This window comes from Streptomyces sp. NRRL S-920 (genome assembly GCF_000717945.1).
GTDB classification, from domain to species: Bacteria; Actinomycetota; Actinomycetes; order Streptomycetales; family Streptomycetaceae; genus Streptomyces; species Streptomyces alboniger.
Genome location: NZ_JODF01000094.1, coordinates 1 through 20,061, shown reverse-complemented (window position 1 = coordinate 20,061; position 20,061 = coordinate 1). Strand labels below are relative to the sequence as shown.

Here is a 20,061-nt window from a genome sequence, read left to right as displayed (position 1 = left end):
CGTCCCGCCCCCGCCGAAGCTCCCCGGCCCGCCTCCGCCGAAGCCGCCACCCCCTGGGCGCCCGCCGCCCGCGCGGCCCATGCCGCCGAGGAGGTCGCCGAGGATGATCCCGCCGAGCACCGCGCCGCCCATGCCGCCGCCCCGGCCGCCTCCCGGGCCGAGCCCCCCGTACGGATTGCCGTACCCCCGCACGTCCCGTTCCGCGAGCTGCTGCGCCTGCCGGGCCAGGGAGTCCGCCCGCTGGGCATCGGCGAGCGCGGCCGTGGCGTCGCCCTCCCGGGCGGCTTCCGCGCGGGCGAGATGGCGTCCGGCCTCGGCCAGCCGCGTCCTGGCCTCGCTGGCGACGGCGGCGCGGTGCGTGGTGACGTAGTCCGTCGCCACCCCGACGGCGCTGCGGGCGGTGAGCAGGGCCTGACCGAGCAGGTCACGGGAGCGGCGCTCGGTGGTCTCGCGCTCCCTGGCGCCCGCCAGGGCCGCGTCGAGCGCCGCGTCGGCCTCCTCCACGCGGCGCAGGGAGGCGATCGGGTCGTAGGGGCCCGAGGCCATGTGGCCCCGCACCTCGGCGACCACCGACTCCGCGCGGGCGACGCGGCCCCGCAGGTCGGCCGTGGAGACCCCCGCCGCGGTGCCTTCGAGCAGGCCCCGCGCGTCGGCGAGGTCGGCCTCGGTCTCGGTGAGCGCGCCGGGCAGCCGCTCGGCCGCCCCCGCCAGCTCGCCGGCGATACGGTCGACCGCGTCCACGAACGTCCCCGCCTGGTCGACGGCGCCCTCGGCGGCCCGCAGATGGACGGCGGCCGCGCCGCTGTCACCCGCGTCGACCGACTGCCGGGCCGCGTTCAGGTGGGTGGTGGCGAAGACGAGGCGGTCCTTGGCCTGCTCGACATGGCCGAGCACGGCCGCGGAGGCGCTCGGCGCGTACGTCCCGCGAAGCGCGGCCAAGGTCTCGTCCGCCGCGCCCGCGCGCCCCGCGACCTGCCGGAACGCCGTCTCGGCGTGCTCCAGCGCCTGCGGGGCGTTCTTCTCCAGGGCGCGCAGTTCGTCGAAGTGCGCGCTCTGCGCGTCCAGGCGGCGGTCCGCCTCCGTGCAGCGCGCGATGATCTCGTCCAGCATGCGGCGCCTGGTCGGCTCGTCCTCGGCGATGGCGTCGTCCAGCTCCTGCCGCAGCCGGAACGCCGCCGTCAGCTCCGAACGCGCGTACGCCAGCGCCTCGCCGAAGGGCTTGACCGCGTCCTCGCCGAACTGGGCGGTCGCGAAGCCCAGCTCCTCGGTGCTCGTCCGGATCGCGTCGTCAGTCCCTACGAGGAGCAGCCGGGCCTTGCTGTCCAGCTCGGGCAGCGGCGTGAGGTCCTTGCCCGCGCCCCGCCCCCACCCGCCGCCCGGTGTCGTACGCGTCGTGAGCCGCTTCTTGCGCCGCCGGTACGCGACCACCGCGGCGACCCCCGCCGCGCCCGCCGCCGCCACGGGCAGCACGAGGTCACCGGCCACGGAGTCGTCGCCTGCGCCGGGGTCGGCCGTTCCGGGGTCGGCCGTTCCGGGGGTGAGGGACGGGGTCGGCACGGGATCACCCGCGAGGACCGCCCGATAACCGTTCGCCGCGCCGATGGCGGCACCGGCCCAGTCGTTCTCGCGCAGGGCGGGCCGGATCGCGGTGGTGGCCACCTCGCGGAGCTGCGCGTCATCCAGCCGCGAGTCCGCGTCCACGGAGTACGCGAACTGCCGGTCGTGGGTGGCCACCGCGAGCAGCACGTCATCCAGGCCGAGCCCATTGCGCTCGGCGGTGGCGTCCGCCCAGCGCTGTGCGGAACGCCCGGAGAAATCACGTACGTACACCACGAAGAGCTGCACACCGCGGTCGTCGTAGAGCCGGTCGAGGGCCCGCTCGGCGGCGTCCGCACGGTCCCCGAGGGCGCCCGCCCTGTCGGTGATCTGGCCGGTGCGGGAGAGCGTGACGGGGTCCTCGGCGGCGGCGGGCGCGGGGCACAGCAGCGGCAACCAGGAGAGCAGCACGGCCACAGCGACCGCGGCTGCCCGCGAGGCTCTGCACGGGAGCGGCGTCACATTTGGGAGCGTATGACCCCGTCCGGGACGCCGCGACCCGGAGGGGAGACCTGCCCTGGAGGGAAGGCCCGCCCTGGAGGGGAGGCCCGCCCGGTGTCAGGGCGTGCTGGTGAAGGAGCGGCGGTAGGAGCGGGGCGGTACCCCGCGGCGGCGCACGAACTGTTCGCGCAGGACGGCCGCGCTGCCGTAGCCCACACGACGGGCGACCTCCTCGACCGGCAGGTCCGTCGTCTCCAGGAGTTCCTCCGCGCCGCTCAGCCGCAGGCCGCGCAGCCAGGCGTGCGGGGTGGTGCCGGTCGCGGCCGCGAAGCGCCGGGCGAAGGAGCGTTTGCTCATCATGGCGCGCCGGGCCAGCTCCGCGACGGGAAGCGGCTCGTGGAGGTTCTCGCGGGCCCACGCGAGCACCTCGGCGAGCCGCTCGTCACGGCTGTCCTCGGGGACGGGCGCGGCCACGTACTGCGCCTGCCCGCCGTCGCGGTGGGAGGGCAGCACCACGTCCCTCGCGACCGCGTTGGCCATCGCGGCCCCGTGCTCGCGGCGCAGCAGATGCAGGCAGAGGTCGAAGCCCGCGGCGGCTCCCGCGCCCGTGACGAGGCTTCCCTCGTCGATGTAGAGGGCGGCCGGTTCGACGGTGACGTCCGGGTGGCGCTCGGCGAGCAGACCGGCGAACCGCCAGTGAGTGGTGGCCCGCCGCCCGTCGAGCAGCCCGGCGGCGGCGAGCGCGAAGGCGCCGACGCAGTGGGCCGCGACCAGCGCGCCGCGCTCATGGGCGGCGCTCAGCGCGTCGAGCACGGCGGGAGCGGGCGGTGTGCGGAAATCGGCCCCGGGCAGGGCGATGACCAGATCGGCGGAGGCGAGCCGGTCCAGGCCGTGCGTGACGGTGAGCGGCACGCCGACATCCGTGGGGACCACCCCTGGGCGGTCGGCGCACAGGGCGAGGTCGAAGCCGGGCGCCGCCGGGCCGTGCGCTGCGAAGACCTCGGTGACGATGCCGACGGCGAGCATGCCGACTCCGGGCGGGGTGTACGCGGCGACGGTCACGAAGGGAGGCACACGAGCAGTCTGGCACTAATCCTGCGATCAGCGGCAGTTGTGCCACTCGTGGTCCGGCTACGCGACCGGAAGGATCAGAGCCATGACAGCCGCACCGCTCGGCCGCAGCGCCGCATACACGATCCTGACCACCGGTTACGTCGGTTCCACCGGCCCGGGAGTCGCCGCCACCGTCTCCTACATAGCCGACGCCGGACGGCACGTGATCTTCGATCCGGGCATGGTGGCGAGCCGCGACGACATCCTCGCCCCGCTCGCCGAACTGGGGCTCGGCGCCGACGACATCACCGATGTGGTGCTCAGCCACCACCACCCGGACAACACCATGAACGTGGGACTGTTCGCCCGCGCCCGCGTCCACGACCACAAGGTCGAGTACACCGGTGACCAGTGGCGCAACCGCGACGCGGAGGGCTACGAACTCACCCCCTCGCTCCGGCTGATCCGCACCCCGGGCCACAGCACCGAGGACATCACGCTCCTCGCGGGCACCGACTCGGGCGTGGTCGCCTTCGCCGGTGACCTGTGGTGGCACGCGGACGGCCCGGTGGACGACCCGGTCGCCCCCGACCGCGAGGTCCTGCGCGCCTCCCGGATCCGGGTGCTCGACGCGGCGGACCTGATCGTGCCGGGCCACGGCGGCCCGTTCAGGCCCGCAGACAGCACGCCGCGCTGACCTGGGTGCGGTGACGACCGTCGGCGGGCGCTTGAGGGGGCGGCGCGTAAGGGGGAGCGGTTCGAGCCGCGGCCCGTGCTGAGGGAGGCGTCGGCGGCCACTGGCCCTCACCCCGCGAACTCCACCTCCGGATACCGCCCCGAAGGAGCCTCCAGCAGACCGTCGTCCTCCCCCTTCAGCCAGCGGTCGAAGAACGACCTCACGTAGGCCCGCTGGGCCGCCACCGCCCGCCGCGGATCCACCGTGCCTATGTGCTCCTCGATCGTCTTCCGGCCCACCCCCGCTCTCGGCAGCAGCACGCTCAGATCGGTGTACGTCTGGTGCCGGGAGCCGCGCAACGTGAGGTTCCGCTTCCAGCCCGTGCTGTGGGACCAGAACTCCCGCCACGACGGCTCGCTCGTGCGGTCGCTGCCCTCACGGCCCATCAGCAGGAACGGGCGGTCCAGGCCGTGCCGCGCGACCGGCATCAGATGGGTGCCGTTCGGCTCCGGATTGAACTCCAGCGTGCCGTCCAGGTCGATGCCCGCCCGCACCCTGCGGTCCTCGTACATTGTCTGCGCGGCGGCGATCCCGCCCGCGGACTGACCGAACATGCCCACGCGCCGCCGGTCGATCACCGCGGGCAGGCCGTGCGGAAGGGAGCCGAGGCGATCGAGGACGAACGTGGAGTCGGCGACCCGGGTGTCGAGCATCTTCTTGAGCAGCGCGGACACCGTGCCGTTCCGCTGCGCCTCGGCCAGCGCCTCGCGCAACGGCCCGTCGCCCTTGACCGAACCGTCGGGGAACCGCACTCCAGGGTTCTCGTACGTGTGGTCCACGGTCACCACGACATAGCCGTGGCTCGCCATCTCCTCGACCAGCGTCGTGCCCCACGTGCGCGGGTCGCCCGCGCCCGCCGCGTACACCAGCACGGGGCGTCGCCCGCCGCGGGTGTCGGCCGGCGCTCCCTCACGGGCGTGCGTGCGCAGGCCCGCGAAGTCGAGGGCACCCCTCGGAATGCCGTGCGGCGCGGTGGCGTCCCAGCGCTCGGCGGCACCCGGCGCCATGTAGCGAGCACGGCGGTGTGTCTCGCCGGATCCCGGCGCGGCCGGATACCAGACGCTGATCATCAGCTCGCGGTACGGCTGCGAGGGCACCCACGGGTCGGGCCGCGAGCGGTCGACGAGCCGGGCCGACACGGTCCCTGTCTCATACGGCCCCGTGGACACGGGCAGACGGGCGACCGCCGCTGGGGAGGGCGTTGGGGAGGGCGCTCCGGTGGCGGGCCACCGCGGGGCCGTCGCGGCGGACGCGGGAAGGGACAGCGCGGCCGACGCGAGCCCCGCCGTCGCGAGCCCGACCAGGGACCTGCGGGTCAGGGAAGCACGAGAAGTCATGCGTCCATGCTGGTCGTCACACCCCCCTCGCCACCATGGGGGAAATCATGGATTTCCCGGCTGGGGGATGACCCCCAGTCCCCTCAGGGGCGCCCGGCGACCACCCCCGCGCCCCCTACTCGGCCCGGCGCCGAATCTTGTTCCCCAGCCACACCAGCGGATCGTACTTCCGGTCAACGGCCCGCTCCTTCAAGGGAATCAGCGCGTTGTCCGTGATCTTGATGCCCTCGGGACACACCTCCGTACAGCACTTGGTGATGTTGCAGTAGCCGAGCCCGTGCTCGTCCTGCGCGGCCCGCTTGCGGTCGAGGCCCGACTCCGCCGCCGCGTCCAGCGGGTGCATGTCCAGTTCGGCGACCCGCATCAGGAAGCGCGGGCCGGCGAACGCCCCCTTGTTCTCCTCGTGGTCGCGCACCACATGGCAGGTGTCCTGGCACAGGAAGCACTCGATGCACTTGCGGAACTCCTGCGAGCGGTCCACATCCGCCTGCTGCATGCGGTACTCACCGGGTCCGACGTCCGCGGGCGGCACGAACGCCGGCACCTCACGGGCCTTCGTGTAGTTGAAGCCCACGTCCGTGACCAGGTCCCGCACCACGGGGAAGGCCCGCAGCGGCGTCACCGTGATGACCTCGTCACGGTCGAAGACCGACATGCGCGTCATGCACAGCAGCCGCGGCCGGCCGTTGATCTCCGCCGAGCACGAACCGCACTTGCCCGCCTTGCAGTTCCACCGCACCGCGAGGTCGGGCGCCTGGGTGGCCTGGAGGCGGTGGACGATGTCGAGCACGACCTCGCCCTCGTTGACCTCGACCTTGAAGTCCTCGAGGCCGCCACCGCCCGGACCCCCGCGCCAGACCTTGAATCGCGCGTCGTACGAACTCATTCGTACAGCTCCTCTTCAGCCAGGTACTTGACCAGCTCCTCCTTCTCGAAGAGGGCGAGCAGGTCCGGGCGAATGGGTTCGGTCGTCACGCGGACGAGGTCGATCTGACCGCGTACGGGGTCGGTAGCCGCCAGCCCCTCGCTGGGATCGGTCAGTTGGCAGAGCAGGTTGGCGCGCCGCCACTCGCGGTTCATCGCCGGGTGGTCCTCACGGGTGTGGCCGCCGCGGCTCTCCGTGCGCTCCAGGGCGGCCCGCGCCACGCACTCGCTGACCAGGAGCATGTTGCGCAGGTCGAGCGCGAGGTGCCAGCCCGGGTTGAACTGGCGGTGGCCCTCCACCCCGGCCCGCCGCGCCCGCACCCGCAGTTCGGCGAGCTTCTCCAGGGCCTGCTCCATCTCGGCCTCACGACGGATGATGCCGACCAGGTCGTTCATGGTCTGCTGGAGTTCCTGGTGCAGGGTGTACGGGTTCTCCGGCGTCGCCCCGTCCTCGGGGCCCTCCGCGCTGAACGGCCGCAGCGCCTCGGCCGCCGCGGTGTCCACCTGCGCCTCGTCCACCACGGGGCGCGCGGTGAGGCCCGCCGCGTACCGCGCCGCGTGCAGTCCCGCGCGGCGCCCGAAGACGAGCAGGTCGGACAGGGAGTTGCCGCCGAGCCGGTTGGAGCCGTGCATGCCGCCCGCGACCTCGCCCGCGGCGTACAGCCCCGTCACGCGGCGCGCGGCAGCGGTGTCGGAGTCGACCGCGATGCCGCCCATCACGTAGTGGCAGGTCGGCCCGACCTCCATGGCCTCCGCGGTGATGTCGACGTCCGCCAGCTCCTTGAACTGGTGGTACATGGAGGGCAGTCGGCGTTTGATGACCTCGGCGGGCATACGCGTCGACACGTCCAGGAAGACCCCGCCGTGCGGTGAGCCGCGGCCCGCCTTGACCTCCGCGTTGATGGCGCGCGCGACCTCGTCACGGGGCAGCAGTTCGGGCGGTCGGCGATTGTGGTCCGGGTCGTCGTACCAGCGGTCGCCCTCCTCCTCGGACTGCGCGTACTTCTCCTTGAAGACGTCGGGGACGTAGTCGAACATGAACCGCTCGCCCTCGGAGTTCCTGAGCACCCCGCCGTCGCCGCGCACGGATTCGGTGACGAGGATGCCCTTGACCGACGGCGGCCAGACCATGCCCGTCGGGTGGAACTGCACGAACTCCATGTTCAGCAGGGGCGCCCCGGCGAGCAGCGCCAGCGCGTGCCCGTCGCCCGTGTACTCCCACGAGTTCGACGTCACCTTGAAGGACTTGCCGATGCCGCCGGTCGCGAGGATCACGCCGGGCGCTCCCAGTACGAAGAAGCGGCCCGACTCGCGGTCGTAGCAGAAGGTCCCGCTGACCCGGTCCCCGTCCTTCAGTACGCGGGTGACCGTGCACTCCTGGAAGACCTTCAGGCGCGCCTCGTAGTCGCCGTACTCCCGGAAGTCCTCCTGTTGTAGCGAGACGATCTTCTGCTGGAGTGTGCGGATCAGTTCGAGGCCGGTGCGGTCGCCGACGTGCGCGAGGCGCGGATACTCGTGCCCGCCGAAGTTGCGCTGGGAGATTCGTCCGTCCGGCGTACGGTCGAACAGGGCGCCCCAGGTCTCCAGCTCCCATACGCGATCGGGCGCCTCGCGCGCGTGCAGCTCGGCCATCCGCCACTGGTTGAGGAACTTGCCGCCCCGCAAGGTGTCACGGAAGTGGACCTGCCAGTTGTCGCCGGAGTTCACATTGCCCATGGAGGCCGCGATGCCGCCCTCGGCCATCACCGTATGGGCCTTGCCGAACAGTGACTTGCAGATCACGGCCGTACGGGCGCCCTGCTCACGCGCCTCGATCGCGGCCCGCAGTCCCGCGCCACCCGCGCCCACCACGACAACGTCCCACTGCTGCCGCTCCACTTGAGACATCAGAACAACCTCGGATCGTCGAAGGCGCCGGACGCGATCAGATACACGTAGAAGTCGGCGAGTGCCACGCTGACCAACGACGCCCACGCGAGCAGCATGTGGCGTGCGTTCAGTTTTCCAACCCACTGCCACATGCGGTAGCGGACCGGGTGCTTGGAGAAGTGCTTGAGCTTGCCTCCGACGATGTGCCGGCACGAGTGGCAGGAGAGCGTGTACGCCCAGATCAGCACGATGTTGAGGAGGAAGACGAGCGTGCCGAGGCCCATGTGGCCCCACTCGTAGTGCTCGTCGCGGAACGCGAGCACGGTGTCGTACGTGAGGATGCCCGCGACCGGCACGGCGGCGTAGAAGAAGTACCGGTGGATGTTCTGGAGCACCAGCGGGAAGCGGGTCTCACCGGAGTACTTCTTGTGCGGCTCGGCGACCGCGCAGGCGGGTGGTGACGCCCAGAAGCCGCGGTAGTAGGCCTTGCGGTAGTAGTAGCAGGTCAGCCGGAAGCCGAGCGGGAAGATCAGGATGAGCAGCGCGGGCGACAGGCCCCACCAGCTGCCGAATATCTCCCAGTTGGGGCCGGACCGCATCGGTGCGCAGTTGTCGGCCAGGCAGGGCGAGTAGAACGGCGAGACGTAGGGCGCCTGGTAGTAGTCCGCGTTCGCGAACGCCCGCCAGGTCGAGTACACGACGAAGGCGAGCAGCCCGGCGGCGGTCGCCGCGGGCGCCAGCCACCAGCGGTCGGTCCGCAGATGGGCAGCGGCGATCGCGGCGCGCGTGCCGTCGCGTACCCCGCCGCCGGGGGCCGTACCGCTCTTCGGTTGGGGTTCCGTGCCGGTGGCCAACGAGGCTCCACTCCTTCGTCCTCGGGTACCTCGGGATGGGGGAGGGCTTCAGGGGGCGGTGGGTCAGGGGGGCGGTGGATCAGGGCGCGTGGCGGCCGCTCGCACCGAGGCCCTCGTCGTCGAGGTCCCCGGCGCTCGACCACAGCGAGCTGTCGTACGGGGCGTCGGGGATGGTCACGAGGTCGGGTGCGCGCGGCTTCTCGCGGGGCTGGGGCAGGGCCGAGGCGCGCAGCAGGGCGACGCTCTCGCTCAGCCGGTCGGTGTCCGTGCGCACCCGGCGCACGTCGATGCCCGCCACCTGGTCACCGGCCTGCTGTTCCAACCTGCCGACGGTGCGGACCAACTCGTCGACGCAGCGCTGAACAGCCGTCAATTCATCGTGCAGAGCCATGACTTGCCCTCACTTCGGATGTGCGGTGGCAACGCTCATGCGGCTGCGAGTGTCGCGCGTCACATCCCGGCTTGTGAAGGGATCTGCGCCGATTGCCGGATCGGGGGCGGTGAATGCGCCGGAACACGCACCAATCGTGCCGATCTCGACCATGGCCGACCGGTCCCGCCCATGCGGCCGTACGAGGTCCAGGGGGCGCACGAGATCCATCGAGGGGGGGCGCACCGGAGCCGGTGCGGGGGGCGCGGAAGGCCCACCGAGGGGGCGCACGGGATCCAGGGGGATCGCGCGGGAGGCCCCGGGCCCGCACGCGCCTCGGCCCGCGGGTGCTTCATTGGGCCGCACGAGTGGGATCTGGGCGCCCCCGCGCCGTGCCTCCGCCGCGCGCTCCGTCCGGTCACCTTCAGTGGGGCCATAGATGTGATCAGCTCCATATACCGCCAAACGTGATCAAACCCGGCCCGGTCCTGGTAGCGGGCGGCCGGGCGAGCCCCGGACCCCGGAGGTACCACCCATGTCCCACGACCGCGTCAGGGTCAGATCTGTCGTGTTCCTCGCGACGGGGGTGCTGGCCCTGCCCACCCTCGCCGGATGCAGCTCGAACGAGGAGGCCGGCCGGCCGACCGCGGGCCAGGACGTCGCCCCGGCGGCCCGGGACATGGTCGCCGACGGGGGGACCATGAGCTGGGCGCTCGACGCGTTGCCCGAGACCCTCAACACCTTCCAGGCCGACGCCGACGCGGGCACCTCCCGCGTCGCGGGCGCGGTCCTGCCGTCCCTGTTCCGCCTCGACGCGCAGGGCAGGACGCAGCGCAACGCCGACTTCCTGGAGTCTGCGAAGGTCGTCGAGCGCGAGCCCCAGCAGGTCGTCCTCTACAAGCTCAACCAGCAGGCGGTCTGGAGTGACGGCCGGGAGATCGGCGCCGACGACTTCGCCGCGCAGTGGCGGGCGCTGTCAGGCAAGGACTCCGCGTACTGGACCGCTCGGAACGCCGGATACGACCGCATCGAGAAGATCGAACGCGGCGCGAACAACCTGGAGGTGCGGGTCACCTTCGCCAAGCCCTACGCCGACTGGCGCGCACTGTTCTCCCCGTTGTATCCGAAGCAGGTCATGGGCAGCCCCGACACCTTCAACGACGGCGCGCGCCGCAAACTGAAGGTGACCGCGGGGCCCTTCGCGCTCGCGGACATCGACCGCAGAGCCGGTGAGATGACGCTGGGACGCAACCCGCGCTGGTGGGGGCGCCCGGCCAAGCTCGACAAGCTCGTGCTGCGCGAGGTGCCGCGCACCGAGCGGGCCGAAGCGCTCGCCAAGGGCAAGGTCGACCTCGCCGAGATCGACTCCACGGAGGCCGGGCGGATCACGCTGGCGGCACGCGACAAGAGCGGCGGCCAGGACCCGCTGGCCCACGGGCCCGGCGCACAGCTCACGCCCGCGAAGGCGCTGCGCTCCTGGGCGATCGTCAACGGCTCCGACGAGGAGGCCGCGGCGGCCGAGGCCGAGGCGCGCGAGGCGACGCGCACCGCCGTGAAGAAGTACGCGACCGAGCAGGCGGGCCTCAGCGGTTATGTGGTCCGCAAGTCCCTGGAGCCGGCCTACACCCAGCTCGCCCTCAACGGCTCCGAGGGCCCGCTCGCGGACGACCGGGTACGCCGCGCGGTGGCCCGCGCCCTGGACCGCGAGGCGCTCGCGGAGGCGGTGCTCAAGCCGCTCGGCCTGCCCGCGGAGCCGGTCGGCAGCCATCTCGCCCTCGCCGGGCAGCAGGCGTACGCGGACAACAGTGGGGCCCTCGGCGAGCAGGACACCGCCGAGGCCAGGGCACTGCTCGCGGACGCGGGCTGGACGCCGGGCGGGGCCCTGAAGGACAAGCTGAAGGAGAAGAAGCCGAAGACGGCCGGCGGAGAGGCCGGAACGGAATCCGGCGAGGGCTCCGGTCGGGACGGTCAGGACGGTCAGGCCGACGACGGCACCTACATCGTCGGCGAGGACGACGGAAAGCCCGCCGACAGCAGCACATACGTGCTCGCTCCCGGGCCGGCGGCCGCCTACCAGCGGGCTGCGCTGACCCGCCAGGCCGACGTCCTCGGCCTCCCGGGCGAGGCCGACACCACGACCGACGCGAAGAAGAAGACCGACGCCAAGCAGAAGGCCGCGGTCAAGAAGGCAGCGGCCAAGAAGGCCGCCGCGAAGAAGGCCGCCACCAAGACAAAGAGCAGCACCAAGAAGAACAGCGCAAAGAAGAACAGCCTCAAGAATAAGAACGTCAAGAAAAGCAGCGGCGAGAAAGTGAGCGCCAAGAAGAAGGACGCGGCGGACCACACAGGCCCCCACGACGAGCAGAAGTCCGCGGTCAAGTCCAACGCCCGGGACCAGGCCAAGGGCGGTGCCCCGGGCGCGTACGCCCCCAAGGGAACCGCCGCGCCCGCCGCCCCCGCCGCAGGCGTCGGCGGGCCGCTCGCCAAGGACGGCAAGCCCCTCACCCTCCGCTTCGTACTGCCGTCCGGAGAGGGCTCGGAGCCGCTGCGCACCGTGGCCGACCGGATCTCACGGATGCTGGAGAGGATCGGCGTGCGCACGGAGACCGCGAAGGTCTCCGACACCAGCTACTTCAAGGACCACATCGCGTCCGGCCAGTACGACCTCGCCCTCTACTCGTGGCCCGCCTCGGCCTTCCCGGCCACCGACGCCCGCCCGATCTTCGCCAAGCCGGTCCCGGCCGCGGACGGCTCGCTGAACGTCGAGCAGAACTACACGCGCGTGGGCACCGACCACATCGACCAGCTCTTCGATCAGGCGATGGGTGAACTCGATGAAGAAACGTCACGCTCCTTGGTACGGAAGGCGGACGCCCGCATCTGGGCCGAGGCCGGCTCCATCCCGCTCTACCAGCGCCCCCAGCTGATGGCGGCCCGACCGAACCTGGCCAACGCCGGGGCCTTCGGCTTCCAGGCCCCGCACTACGAGGACATCGGCTTCCTGAAGCCGGGCGCGAAGCCGTCCGGCTCGCCCTCCGCGAAGTGACACACCTCGTCCGCGAAGTGACGCACGTCTCGTCCGTGGAGTGACGTACGCCTCGTCCAGGGGCCGTACACGAGGTCTTCACGGGACCGACGCTCAGATTACGCTCAACTCCCTTGCCCGCCGGGCACCCGGCGGGCAAGGTCGTATTCACCCATTGACCTGCGGTTTCACCCTTGACACCCCCTAGCGTGCGCGTGCGCTCCAGGCTGCTCGGAAACCCCCCGCGGAGGCCGCCTCCGCGCGAGCCACGTAGACTGGGGTAAGGCCGTGGCGTGTTGTCTGCCCGGCAGGGCACGCGTACCGGACCGTACGCGCCGCCGTCCACTCTTCCCGGGAGAAGCGCAGCTGTATGCCCACGCGCCACGACATTCGTAACGTCGCCATCGTCGCCCACGTCGACCACGGCAAGACGACCATCGTCGATGCCATGCTCAAGCAGGCCGGCGCCTTCGCCGCCCACGCCGCGGAGTCGCTCGACGACCGCATGATGGACTCGAACGACCTGGAGCGTGAGAAGGGCATCACGATCCTGGCCAAGAACACGGCCGTCAAGTACCACCCCAAGGATGGTGGCGAGCCGATCACCATCAACATCATCGACACCCCCGGCCACGCCGACTTCGGTGGTGAGGTCGAGCGCGGTCTGTCGATGGTGGACGCGGTCGTCCTGCTCGTCGACGCCTCCGAGGGTCCGCTGCCGCAGACCCGCTTCGTGCTCCGCAAGGCCCTTCAGGCCCGGATGCCGGTCATCCTGTGCATCAACAAGACCGACCGCCCGGACTCCCGGATCGACGAGGTCGTCAACGAGACGTACGACCTCTTCCTCGACCTGGACGCCGACGAGGACCAGATCGAGTTCCCGATCGTCTACGCCTGCGGCCGTGACGGCATCGCCTCGCTGACCAAGCCGGAGGACGGCACCGTCCCGGCCGACAGCGACAGCCTGGAGCCGTTCTTCACCACGATCCTGGAGCACGTCCCCGCTCCGGAGTACGACGAAGAGGCGCCCCTCCAGGCCCACGTCACCAACCTGGACGCCGACAACTTCCTCGGCCGTATCGCGCTATGCCGCGTCGAGCAGGGCGAGCTGCGCAAGGGCCAGACCGTCACGTGGATCAAGCGCGACGGCACCCAGCAGAACGTCCGCATCACCGAGCTGATGATGACCGAGGCGCTCACCCGCAAGCCCGCCGAGAAGGCCGGCCCCGGTGACATCTGCGCCATCGCCGGTATCTCGGACATCATGATCGGCGAGACCCTGGCCGACCCCGAGAACCCGATCGCGCTGCCGCTGATCACGGTCGACGAGCCGGCGATCTCCATGACCATCGGTACGAACACCTCGCCGCTGGTCGGCAAGGGCGGCAAGGGCCACAAGGTCACCGCCCGCCAGGTGAAGGACCGCCTGGACAAGGAGCTGATCGGTAACGTCTCGCTCCGCGTCCTGGACACCGAGCGCCCCGACGCCTGGGAGGTGCAGGGCCGCGGTGAGCTGGCGCTGGCCATCCTCGTCGAGACCATGCGCCGGGAAGGCTTCGAGCTGACCGTCGGCAAGCCCGAGGTGGTCACCAAGGAGATCAACGGCAAGGTCCACGAGCCGATCGAGCGCATGACGATCGACTCGCCCGAGGAGCACCTCGGCGCCATCACGCAGCTGATGGCGACCCGCAAGGGCCGCATGGAGACCATGACGAACCACGGTTCGGGCTGGATCCGCATGGAGTGGATCGTCCCGTCCCGCGGCCTCATCGGCTTCCGTACGGAGTTCCTGACCCAGACCCGCGGCACCGGCATCGCGCACTCCATCTTCGAGGGCCACGAGCCGTGGTTCGGCGAGCTGAAGACGCGTAACAACGGCTCCCTGGTCGCCGACCGCGCGGGCACGGTCACGCCGTTCGCGATGATCAACCTCCAGGAGCGCGGTGTCATCTTCACCGAGGCCGGCACCGAGGTGTACGAGGGCATGATCATCGGTGAGAACTCGCGCTCCGACGACATGGACGTGAACATCACCAAGGAGAAGAAGCTCACCAACATGCGCGCCGCCTCCGCGGACTCCACGGAGAACGTCGTGCCGCCGCGCAAGCTCTCCCTCGAGCAGTCCCTGGAGTTCTGCCGCGACGACGAGTGCATCGAGGTGACCCCGGAGACCGTGCGTATCCGCAAGGTCGTCCTGGACCAGAAGGAGCGCGGCCGCACCGCGTCGCGCGCCAAGCGCAACTGACCCGCCCGCACTGCCGGTTGGTAAACATCCGGTGGTGCCCGCGGTGCGCATGAGGCCGGTTTCCGCCCTCCCGCAAGGGAGTTGGGCGGAAGCCGGCCTTTCGCGTTTGTGCTGGCGGTACGGTGTGGCACTGCCGCGTGAAGGCGTCCGTGGCAACTCCTTTTTCACGGTGAAACGTCCGCTATGCGGACATCGTTGACCGTTAGATGTGTAACACGTCCGTTTCGCAACCATCTATCTAGGATCGGTTTGTCCGGATTTTGGAAGTTGTACGGGCCAGGTGTGATTGAACCGAGACCAAAAGGGTGTGGTCGACCGGTACCTCATGGCTAATAGTTGACCGCGTATAGCTCGGGTCAATGGGTCACGCGCTGTGGGGAGCGCCGACTCACGAGCACACTGGGGTACTCGATCTTCGCCGTCAGGGGTGTCGGCGCGATCACCCGTACCCCCTCTTGTAGTGAACAAGTGGACTCATGAGGAGGAACCCCATGCGCGGTGCCAAGAGCGCCAAGTGGGTCGCCATAGCCGGTGTCGTGGCACTGACAGCCACCGCTTGCGGCGGCGGCGACGGTGACAAGAAGGGCAGCGGCAAGGTCGACCCCAAGGGGATCGTCAGCTACGCCAACGGTGAGCCGCAGAACCCTCTGCAACCGTCCAACACCATGGAGGCGTACGGCAGCGTCGTCATCGACTCGCTCTTCACGGGCCTGGTGTACTACGACAAGCAGGGGGACATCACCTATGAGAACGCCGAGTCGGTCACTCCCGACAAGGCGAACAAGGTGTGGACCGTCAAGCTGAAGCCCGGCTGGAAGTTCCACAACGGCGAGGCCGTCACCGCCAAGTCGTATGTGGACGCCTGGAACTGGGCCGCCGACCCCGCCAACGGCCAGCAGAACAGCTCCTGGTACCGCGACATCGTCGGCTACGAAGACGTCCACCCGGCGAAGGGCAAGGCCAAGAAGAAGGCCATGTCCGGCCTGAAGATCGTCGACGAGAACACCTTCACCATCACGCTGGACCACGGCATCCCGTACTACGAGTACAAGCTCGTCTACAAGCCCTTCTTCCCGATGCCCTCGGCCGCGCTGAAGGACCCGAAGAAGTACGGCGAGTCGCCGGTCGGCAACGGCCCGTACAAGTTCAAGAGCTGGGACCACAAGAAGTCGATCCAGGTCACCGCCTGGTCCGGCTACAAGGGCGAGGACAAGCCCAAGAACGGCGGCATCAACTTCAAGGCGTACACGACGCCGCAGGGTGCGTACAACGACCTGCGCTCGAACAACGTCGACACGATGCCGCAGATCCCGGACAGCGAACTGGCCAACTACAAGCAGGACTTCGGCGACCGCGCCATCACGTCGGACTACTCGGCGATCAACACGATCAACCCGGCCTTCTACAGCAAGACGTTCAAGGACGTCGACGTGAAGGTCATCCAGGGCCTGTCGATGGCGATCGACCGCGAAACGATCGTCAAGACGACGTTCTCCGGTACCCGTGAGCCGGCCAGCGGCTGGGTCGCCACGGGCGTGAAGGGCTACAAGGCGGGCGCCTGTGGCGAGTTCTGCAAGTTCAATCCGAAGAAAGCCAAGCAGTTCGTCAAGGACGGCGGCGGCGTTCCCGGTAACAAGATCTCGATCCAGTACAACGCCGACCAGCCGCACAAGGGCTGGGTCACCGCGGTCTGCAACGACATCCAGAAGAACACCGGCGTGAAGTGCGTCGGCGACCCGAAGACCGACTTCCAGGCCGACACCGAGGTGCGCGACAAGCGCCAGGTCAAGGCCATGTACCGGTCCGGCTGGGTGCTCGACTACCCGTTCAACGGCAACTTCCTCTCCGACCTCTACGGCACGGGCGTCGACGGCAACAAGGGCGAGTTCTCGGACAAGAAGTTCGACGCCCTGACCAAGCGGGCCGACGCCGCCAAGACGATCGACGAGTCCGCGAAGCTGTACCAGGAGGCCGAGAGGGAGCTGCGCAACAGCTTCCCGGGCATCCCGCTCTGGTACAACAAGATCACCTCCGGCCACTCGACGAACGTGAAGAACATGGAGTTCGACCAGGCCGGCGACCCCGTCCTGACGGACGTCGAGGTCTTCGAGAAGTAGGCGCCCGGAGTTCCGTCCCCGATACGGCACCCGGAAACCCCGGGTGCCGTATCGGGCGGCTCCGCAATGGACGGAGGCACAATGGGGCGCTATGTCGCGCGGCGACTGCTCCAGATGATCCCGGTCTTCATCGGGACGACACTGCTGATCTTCATCATGGTCAACGTCCTCCCCGGCGACCCCGTGCGGTCGCTGTGGGGCGACAAGCCGCCGGACCCCGTGCAGGTCGCGCAGATCCGGCACGACCGTGGTCTCGATCTGCCGCTCTGGCAGCAGTATCTGCACTACATGGGTGGGCTGTTGCAGGGGGACTTCGGCAACACCATCGCCGGTAACCGGCCGGTGCTCGACGAGATCACCCAGGCTTTCCCGGTTTCGATGCGACTGGCCTCCATGGCCTGGACGTTCGAACTCATCGTCGGCATCTCCCTCGGTGTCCTCGCGGGCATCCGGCGCGGACGGTTCGTCGACAACACGGTCACCCTCTTCACGCTCCTGGTGATCTCCGTCCCGATCTTCGTGGTCGGCCTGCTCTGCCAGCTGTTCTTCGGCAACGAACTGGGGTGGATCACACCCACGGTCCAGGACTCCGAGAGCATGAGCCAACTGCTCGTGCCCGCCCTCGTACTCGGCATGGTCGGTCTCGCCTATGTGGCGCGCCTGACCCGGACCTCGATCGCCGAGAACCGCCAGGCCGACTACATGCGCACCGCGGTCGCCAAGGGCCTGCCGCGCCAGCGGATCGTCACCCGGCACCTGCTGCGCAACTCGCTGATCCCCGTGGTCACTTACCTCGGTACGGACATCGGCACCCTGATGGGTGGCGCGGTCATCACCGAGGGCATCTTCAACGTGACGGGCGTCGGCAACCTGCTCTTCCAGGCGCTGGCCCGCCGTGAGGGCGCGGTCATCGTCGGTGTCGTCACCGTCCTGGTGCTCGTGTACCTCGCAGCCAGCCTGCTCGTCGACCTGCTTTACGCGGTCCTGGACCCGAGGATCCGTTATGCCTGACCTCACCAAGACCTCGACCACGGACGAGTCGGCCGCGGCGCAGGACGAAGTCGTCGCCGGTTCCGCCGTCTCGGCCCACGCCTCGACGGGCAAGCCGCGCAGCCTCTGGGGCGACGCCTGGCGCGAACTGCGGCGCAACCCGCTCTTCGTGATCTCCTCGGTCCTGATCCTGGTGCTGCTCCTGGTGGCGGCCGTCCCCGGCCTGTTCACCAGCGCGGACCCGGGGGTCGGCGACCAGGCCAAGCACTTCCTCGACAAGCCGGAGCTGAGCCACTTCTTCCAGGCCGACTGGTTCGGGTACGACAGGACGGGCCGCAGCATCTACTCCCGCGTCGTCTACGGCGCGCGCAACTCCATCCTCGTCGGCCTCGGCGTGACCCTCCTGGTCACCTTCTTCGGCGGCCTGTGCGGCATGCTCGCCGGCTACTTCGGCGGCTTCTGGGACAGCCTGATCTCGCGTCTGATCGACGTCTTCTTCGGCATCCCGTTCCTGCTCGGCGCGATGGTCGTCCTGAACGCCTTCACCGACCGCACCGTCTGGGTCGTGATGGGCGCGCTGGCCTTCCTCGGCTGGACGCAGATCGCCCGTGTGATGCGCGGCGCGGTGATCACGACCAAGCACGCCGACTACGTAGTGGCGGCGCGCGCGCTCGGCGCGGGGACCAGGCGGATCCTGTTCCGCCACATCCTGCCGAACGCGCTGGCCCCGGTGATCGTCGTCGCGACCATCTCACTGGGTACGTACATCGTCGCCGAGTCGACGCTGTCCTACCTGGGTCTCGGCCTCGCCGACGACGCCATCTCCTGGGGCGGCGACATCTCCACGGCCACGGACGACATCCGCAACAACCCGCACACGCTGTTCTTCCCGGCAGGAATGCTGAGCATCACGGTGTTGGCGTTCATCATGATGGGTGACGCCGTACGCGAAGCCCTCGACCCGAAGCTGCGCTGAGGGAGGCGTACGTGACCAGCATCGACATGAAGGAAGACTCGATCCCCGCCCCCCGCTCGGGCGAGGAGAAGAGCGGCAGGCTCCTGGACGTGAAGGACCTGCACGTCGAGTTCCACACCCGCGACGGTGTGGTCAAGGCAGTCAACGGCGTCAACTACAGCGTGGACGCGGGCGAGACGCTCGCGGTCCTCGGTGAGTCCGGCTCCGGGAAGTCCGTGACCGCTCAGGCGATCATGGGCATCCTCGACATGCCGCCCGGGAAGATCCCGCAGGGCGAGATCCTCTTCCGCGGCCAGGACATGCTCAAGATGTCCAACGAGGAGCGCAGGAAGGTCCGCGGCCGCAAGATCGCGATGATCTTCCAGGACGCGCTGTCGTCCCTCAACCCCGTTCTCTCGGTGGGCTACCAGCTCGGCGAGATGTTCCGGGTGCACGAGGGGATGGGCCGCAAGGAGGCCAAGGCCAAGGCCATCGAGCTGATGGACAGGGTCAGGATCCCGGCCGCCAAGGAGCGGGTGAACGACTACCCGCACCAGTTCTCCGGCGGTATGCGCCAGCGCATCATGATCGCGATGGCGCTCGCCCTGGAGCCGGACCTGATCATCGCGGACGAGCCCACCACGGCGCTCGACGTGACGGTCCAGGCACAGGTCATGGATCTGCTCGCGGAGCTTCAGCGCGAGTACAACATGGGCCTGATCCTGATCACCCACGACCTCGGCGTGGTCGCCGACGTCGCGGACAAGATCGCGGTGATGTACGCGGGCCGCATCGTCGAGACGGCCCCGGTCCACGAGCTGTACAAGCGCCCCGCGCACCCGTACACGCGCGGCCTGCTCGACTCGATCCCGCGCCTCGACCAGAAGGGCCACGAGCTATACGCGATCAAGGGCCTGCCGCCCAACCTGCTCAAGATCCCCGGGGGTTGCGCGTTCAACCCGCGCTGCCCCAAGGCGCAGGACGTCTGCCGCACGGAGGTCCCGGCCCTGGTGCCGGTCACCGAGCAGGACGGCGCTCAGCTGCCGGGCCGCGGCAGCGCGTGCCACTTCTGGAAGGAGACGATCCATGGCTGAGCCGACGAAGGCTTCGAAGGCCGCCGAGCCGCTGGAAGTGACGCCGAACGTCTCCGAGGTGGAGACGGTCGAGGCCGTGACCGCCGAGGAGGCAGTGGCGGCGATCGAGGCCCCGGCCGAACGGGGCGAGCCGATCCTCCAGGTCCGCAACCTGGTCAAGCACTTCCCGCTGACCCAGGGCATCCTGTTCAAGAAGCAGGTGGGTGCGGTCAAGGCGGTCGACGGCATCTCCTTCGACCTGTACCAGGGCGAGACGCTGGGCATCGTGGGCGAGTCGGGCTGCGGCAAGTCCACGGTCGCCAAGCTCCTGATGACCCTGGAGCGGGCCACGGCCGGCGAGGTCTTCTACAAGGGCCAGGACATCACCAAGCTGTCGGGGCGTGCGCTGAAGGCGGTCCGCCGCAACATCCAGATGGTGTTCCAGGACCCGTACACCTCGCTGAATCCCCGTATGA

General features: G+C 69.8%; 16 protein-coding genes. 8 read left to right on the top strand and 8 right to left on the bottom strand.

Translation table 11 applies throughout. The annotated features are described in order from the left end of the window. A partial coding sequence (locus IG54_RS0135555; RefSeq protein WP_037898366.1) for a TPM domain-containing protein occupies positions 1–2,058 on the bottom strand: 2,058 nt, incomplete at its 3' end. 96 nt (positions 2,059–2,154) lie between these two features. Continuing rightward, on the bottom strand, positions 2,155–3,063 hold the full coding sequence (locus IG54_RS0135550) for a GlxA family transcriptional regulator (protein WP_051820400.1): 909 nt from the start codon (positions 3,061–3,063) through the stop codon (positions 2,155–2,157). Positions 3,064–3,193: 130 nt separating this feature from the next. On the opposite strand from IG54_RS0135550, the gene IG54_RS0135545 reads away from it, so the two are divergent. Continuing rightward, entirely contained in the window at positions 3,194–3,787 is a 594-nt protein-coding gene (locus IG54_RS0135545; protein WP_030794684.1) for an MBL fold metallo-hydrolase, read from the top strand. A 107-nt stretch (positions 3,788–3,894) separates the two neighbouring features. Here the strand turns inward: IG54_RS0135545 and IG54_RS0135540 are convergent, their stop codons facing one another. From IG54_RS0135540 to IG54_RS42355, 6 genes are all read right to left on the bottom strand, one after another. Beyond that, positions 3,895–5,163, bottom strand: a complete 1,269-nt coding sequence (locus IG54_RS0135540) for an alpha/beta hydrolase family protein (RefSeq protein ID WP_030794681.1) — start codon at positions 5,161–5,163, stop codon at positions 3,895–3,897. A gap of 115 nt (positions 5,164–5,278) precedes the next feature. Further along, complete coding sequence (locus IG54_RS0135535; RefSeq protein WP_030794677.1) at positions 5,279–6,049, bottom strand: succinate dehydrogenase/fumarate reductase iron-sulfur subunit; 771 nt, start codon at positions 6,047–6,049, stop codon at positions 5,279–5,281. Then, entirely contained in the window at positions 6,046–7,974 is a 1,929-nt protein-coding gene (locus IG54_RS0135530; protein ID WP_030794674.1) for a fumarate reductase/succinate dehydrogenase flavoprotein subunit, read from the bottom strand. The genes IG54_RS0135535 and IG54_RS0135530 overlap by 4 nt, the downstream gene beginning before the upstream one ends. Then, a complete protein-coding gene (locus tag IG54_RS0135525) occupies positions 7,974–8,810 on the bottom strand; it encodes a hypothetical protein (protein ID WP_030794670.1) in 837 nt (278 codons plus the stop codon). Before IG54_RS0135525 ends, IG54_RS0135530 begins: the two co-directional genes overlap by 1 nt. Positions 8,811–8,889: 79 nt before the next feature. After that, positions 8,890–9,201, bottom strand: coding sequence for a hypothetical protein (locus IG54_RS0135520; RefSeq protein ID WP_030794665.1), 312 nt, complete (start codon positions 9,199–9,201; stop codon positions 8,890–8,892). A gap of 9 nt (positions 9,202–9,210) precedes the next feature. Then, the gene (locus IG54_RS42355) at positions 9,211–9,354 is read right to left on the bottom strand and encodes a hypothetical protein (protein ID WP_158708993.1); all 144 of its coding nucleotides are present in this window, start codon (positions 9,352–9,354) and stop codon (positions 9,211–9,213) included. A gap of 361 nt (positions 9,355–9,715) precedes the next feature. Here IG54_RS42355 and IG54_RS0135515 point away from each other — a divergent pair, with 361 nt between their 5' ends. The 7 genes from IG54_RS0135515 to IG54_RS0135485 form a co-directional block, all read left to right on the top strand. Beyond that, a complete protein-coding gene (locus IG54_RS0135515; protein ID WP_030794662.1) occupies positions 9,716–12,226 on the top strand; it encodes an ABC transporter family substrate-binding protein in 2,511 nt (836 codons plus the stop codon). 349 nt (positions 12,227–12,575) lie between these two features. Further along, positions 12,576–14,450, top strand: a complete 1,875-nt coding sequence (typA, locus tag IG54_RS0135510) for a translational GTPase TypA (protein ID WP_030794659.1) — start codon at positions 12,576–12,578, stop codon at positions 14,448–14,450. Positions 14,451–14,941: 491 nt separating this feature from the next. After that, positions 14,942–16,567 carry a peptide ABC transporter substrate-binding protein gene (locus IG54_RS0135505; RefSeq protein ID WP_030794656.1) on the top strand — a complete coding sequence of 542 codons (1,626 nt, stop codon included), beginning with the start codon at positions 14,942–14,944 and terminating at the stop codon, positions 16,565–16,567. 81 nt (positions 16,568–16,648) lie between these two features. Beyond that, on the top strand, positions 16,649–17,578 hold the full coding sequence (locus tag IG54_RS0135500; protein ID WP_030794653.1) for an ABC transporter permease: 930 nt from the start codon (positions 16,649–16,651) through the stop codon (positions 17,576–17,578). Then, positions 17,571–18,533: an ABC transporter permease gene (locus IG54_RS0135495; protein ID WP_030794649.1), complete on the top strand. Its 963-nt coding sequence runs from the start codon at positions 17,571–17,573 to the stop codon at positions 18,531–18,533. Before IG54_RS0135500 ends, IG54_RS0135495 begins: the two co-directional genes overlap by 8 nt. Before the next feature lie 11 nt (positions 18,534–18,544). Next, on the top strand, positions 18,545–19,606 hold the full coding sequence (locus IG54_RS0135490; protein WP_030794646.1) for an ABC transporter ATP-binding protein: 1,062 nt from the start codon (positions 18,545–18,547) through the stop codon (positions 19,604–19,606). Next, a partial coding sequence (locus tag IG54_RS0135485) for an ATP-binding cassette domain-containing protein (protein ID WP_030794643.1) occupies positions 19,599–20,061 on the top strand: 463 nt, incomplete at its 3' end. The genes IG54_RS0135490 and IG54_RS0135485, both read left to right, overlap by 8 nt.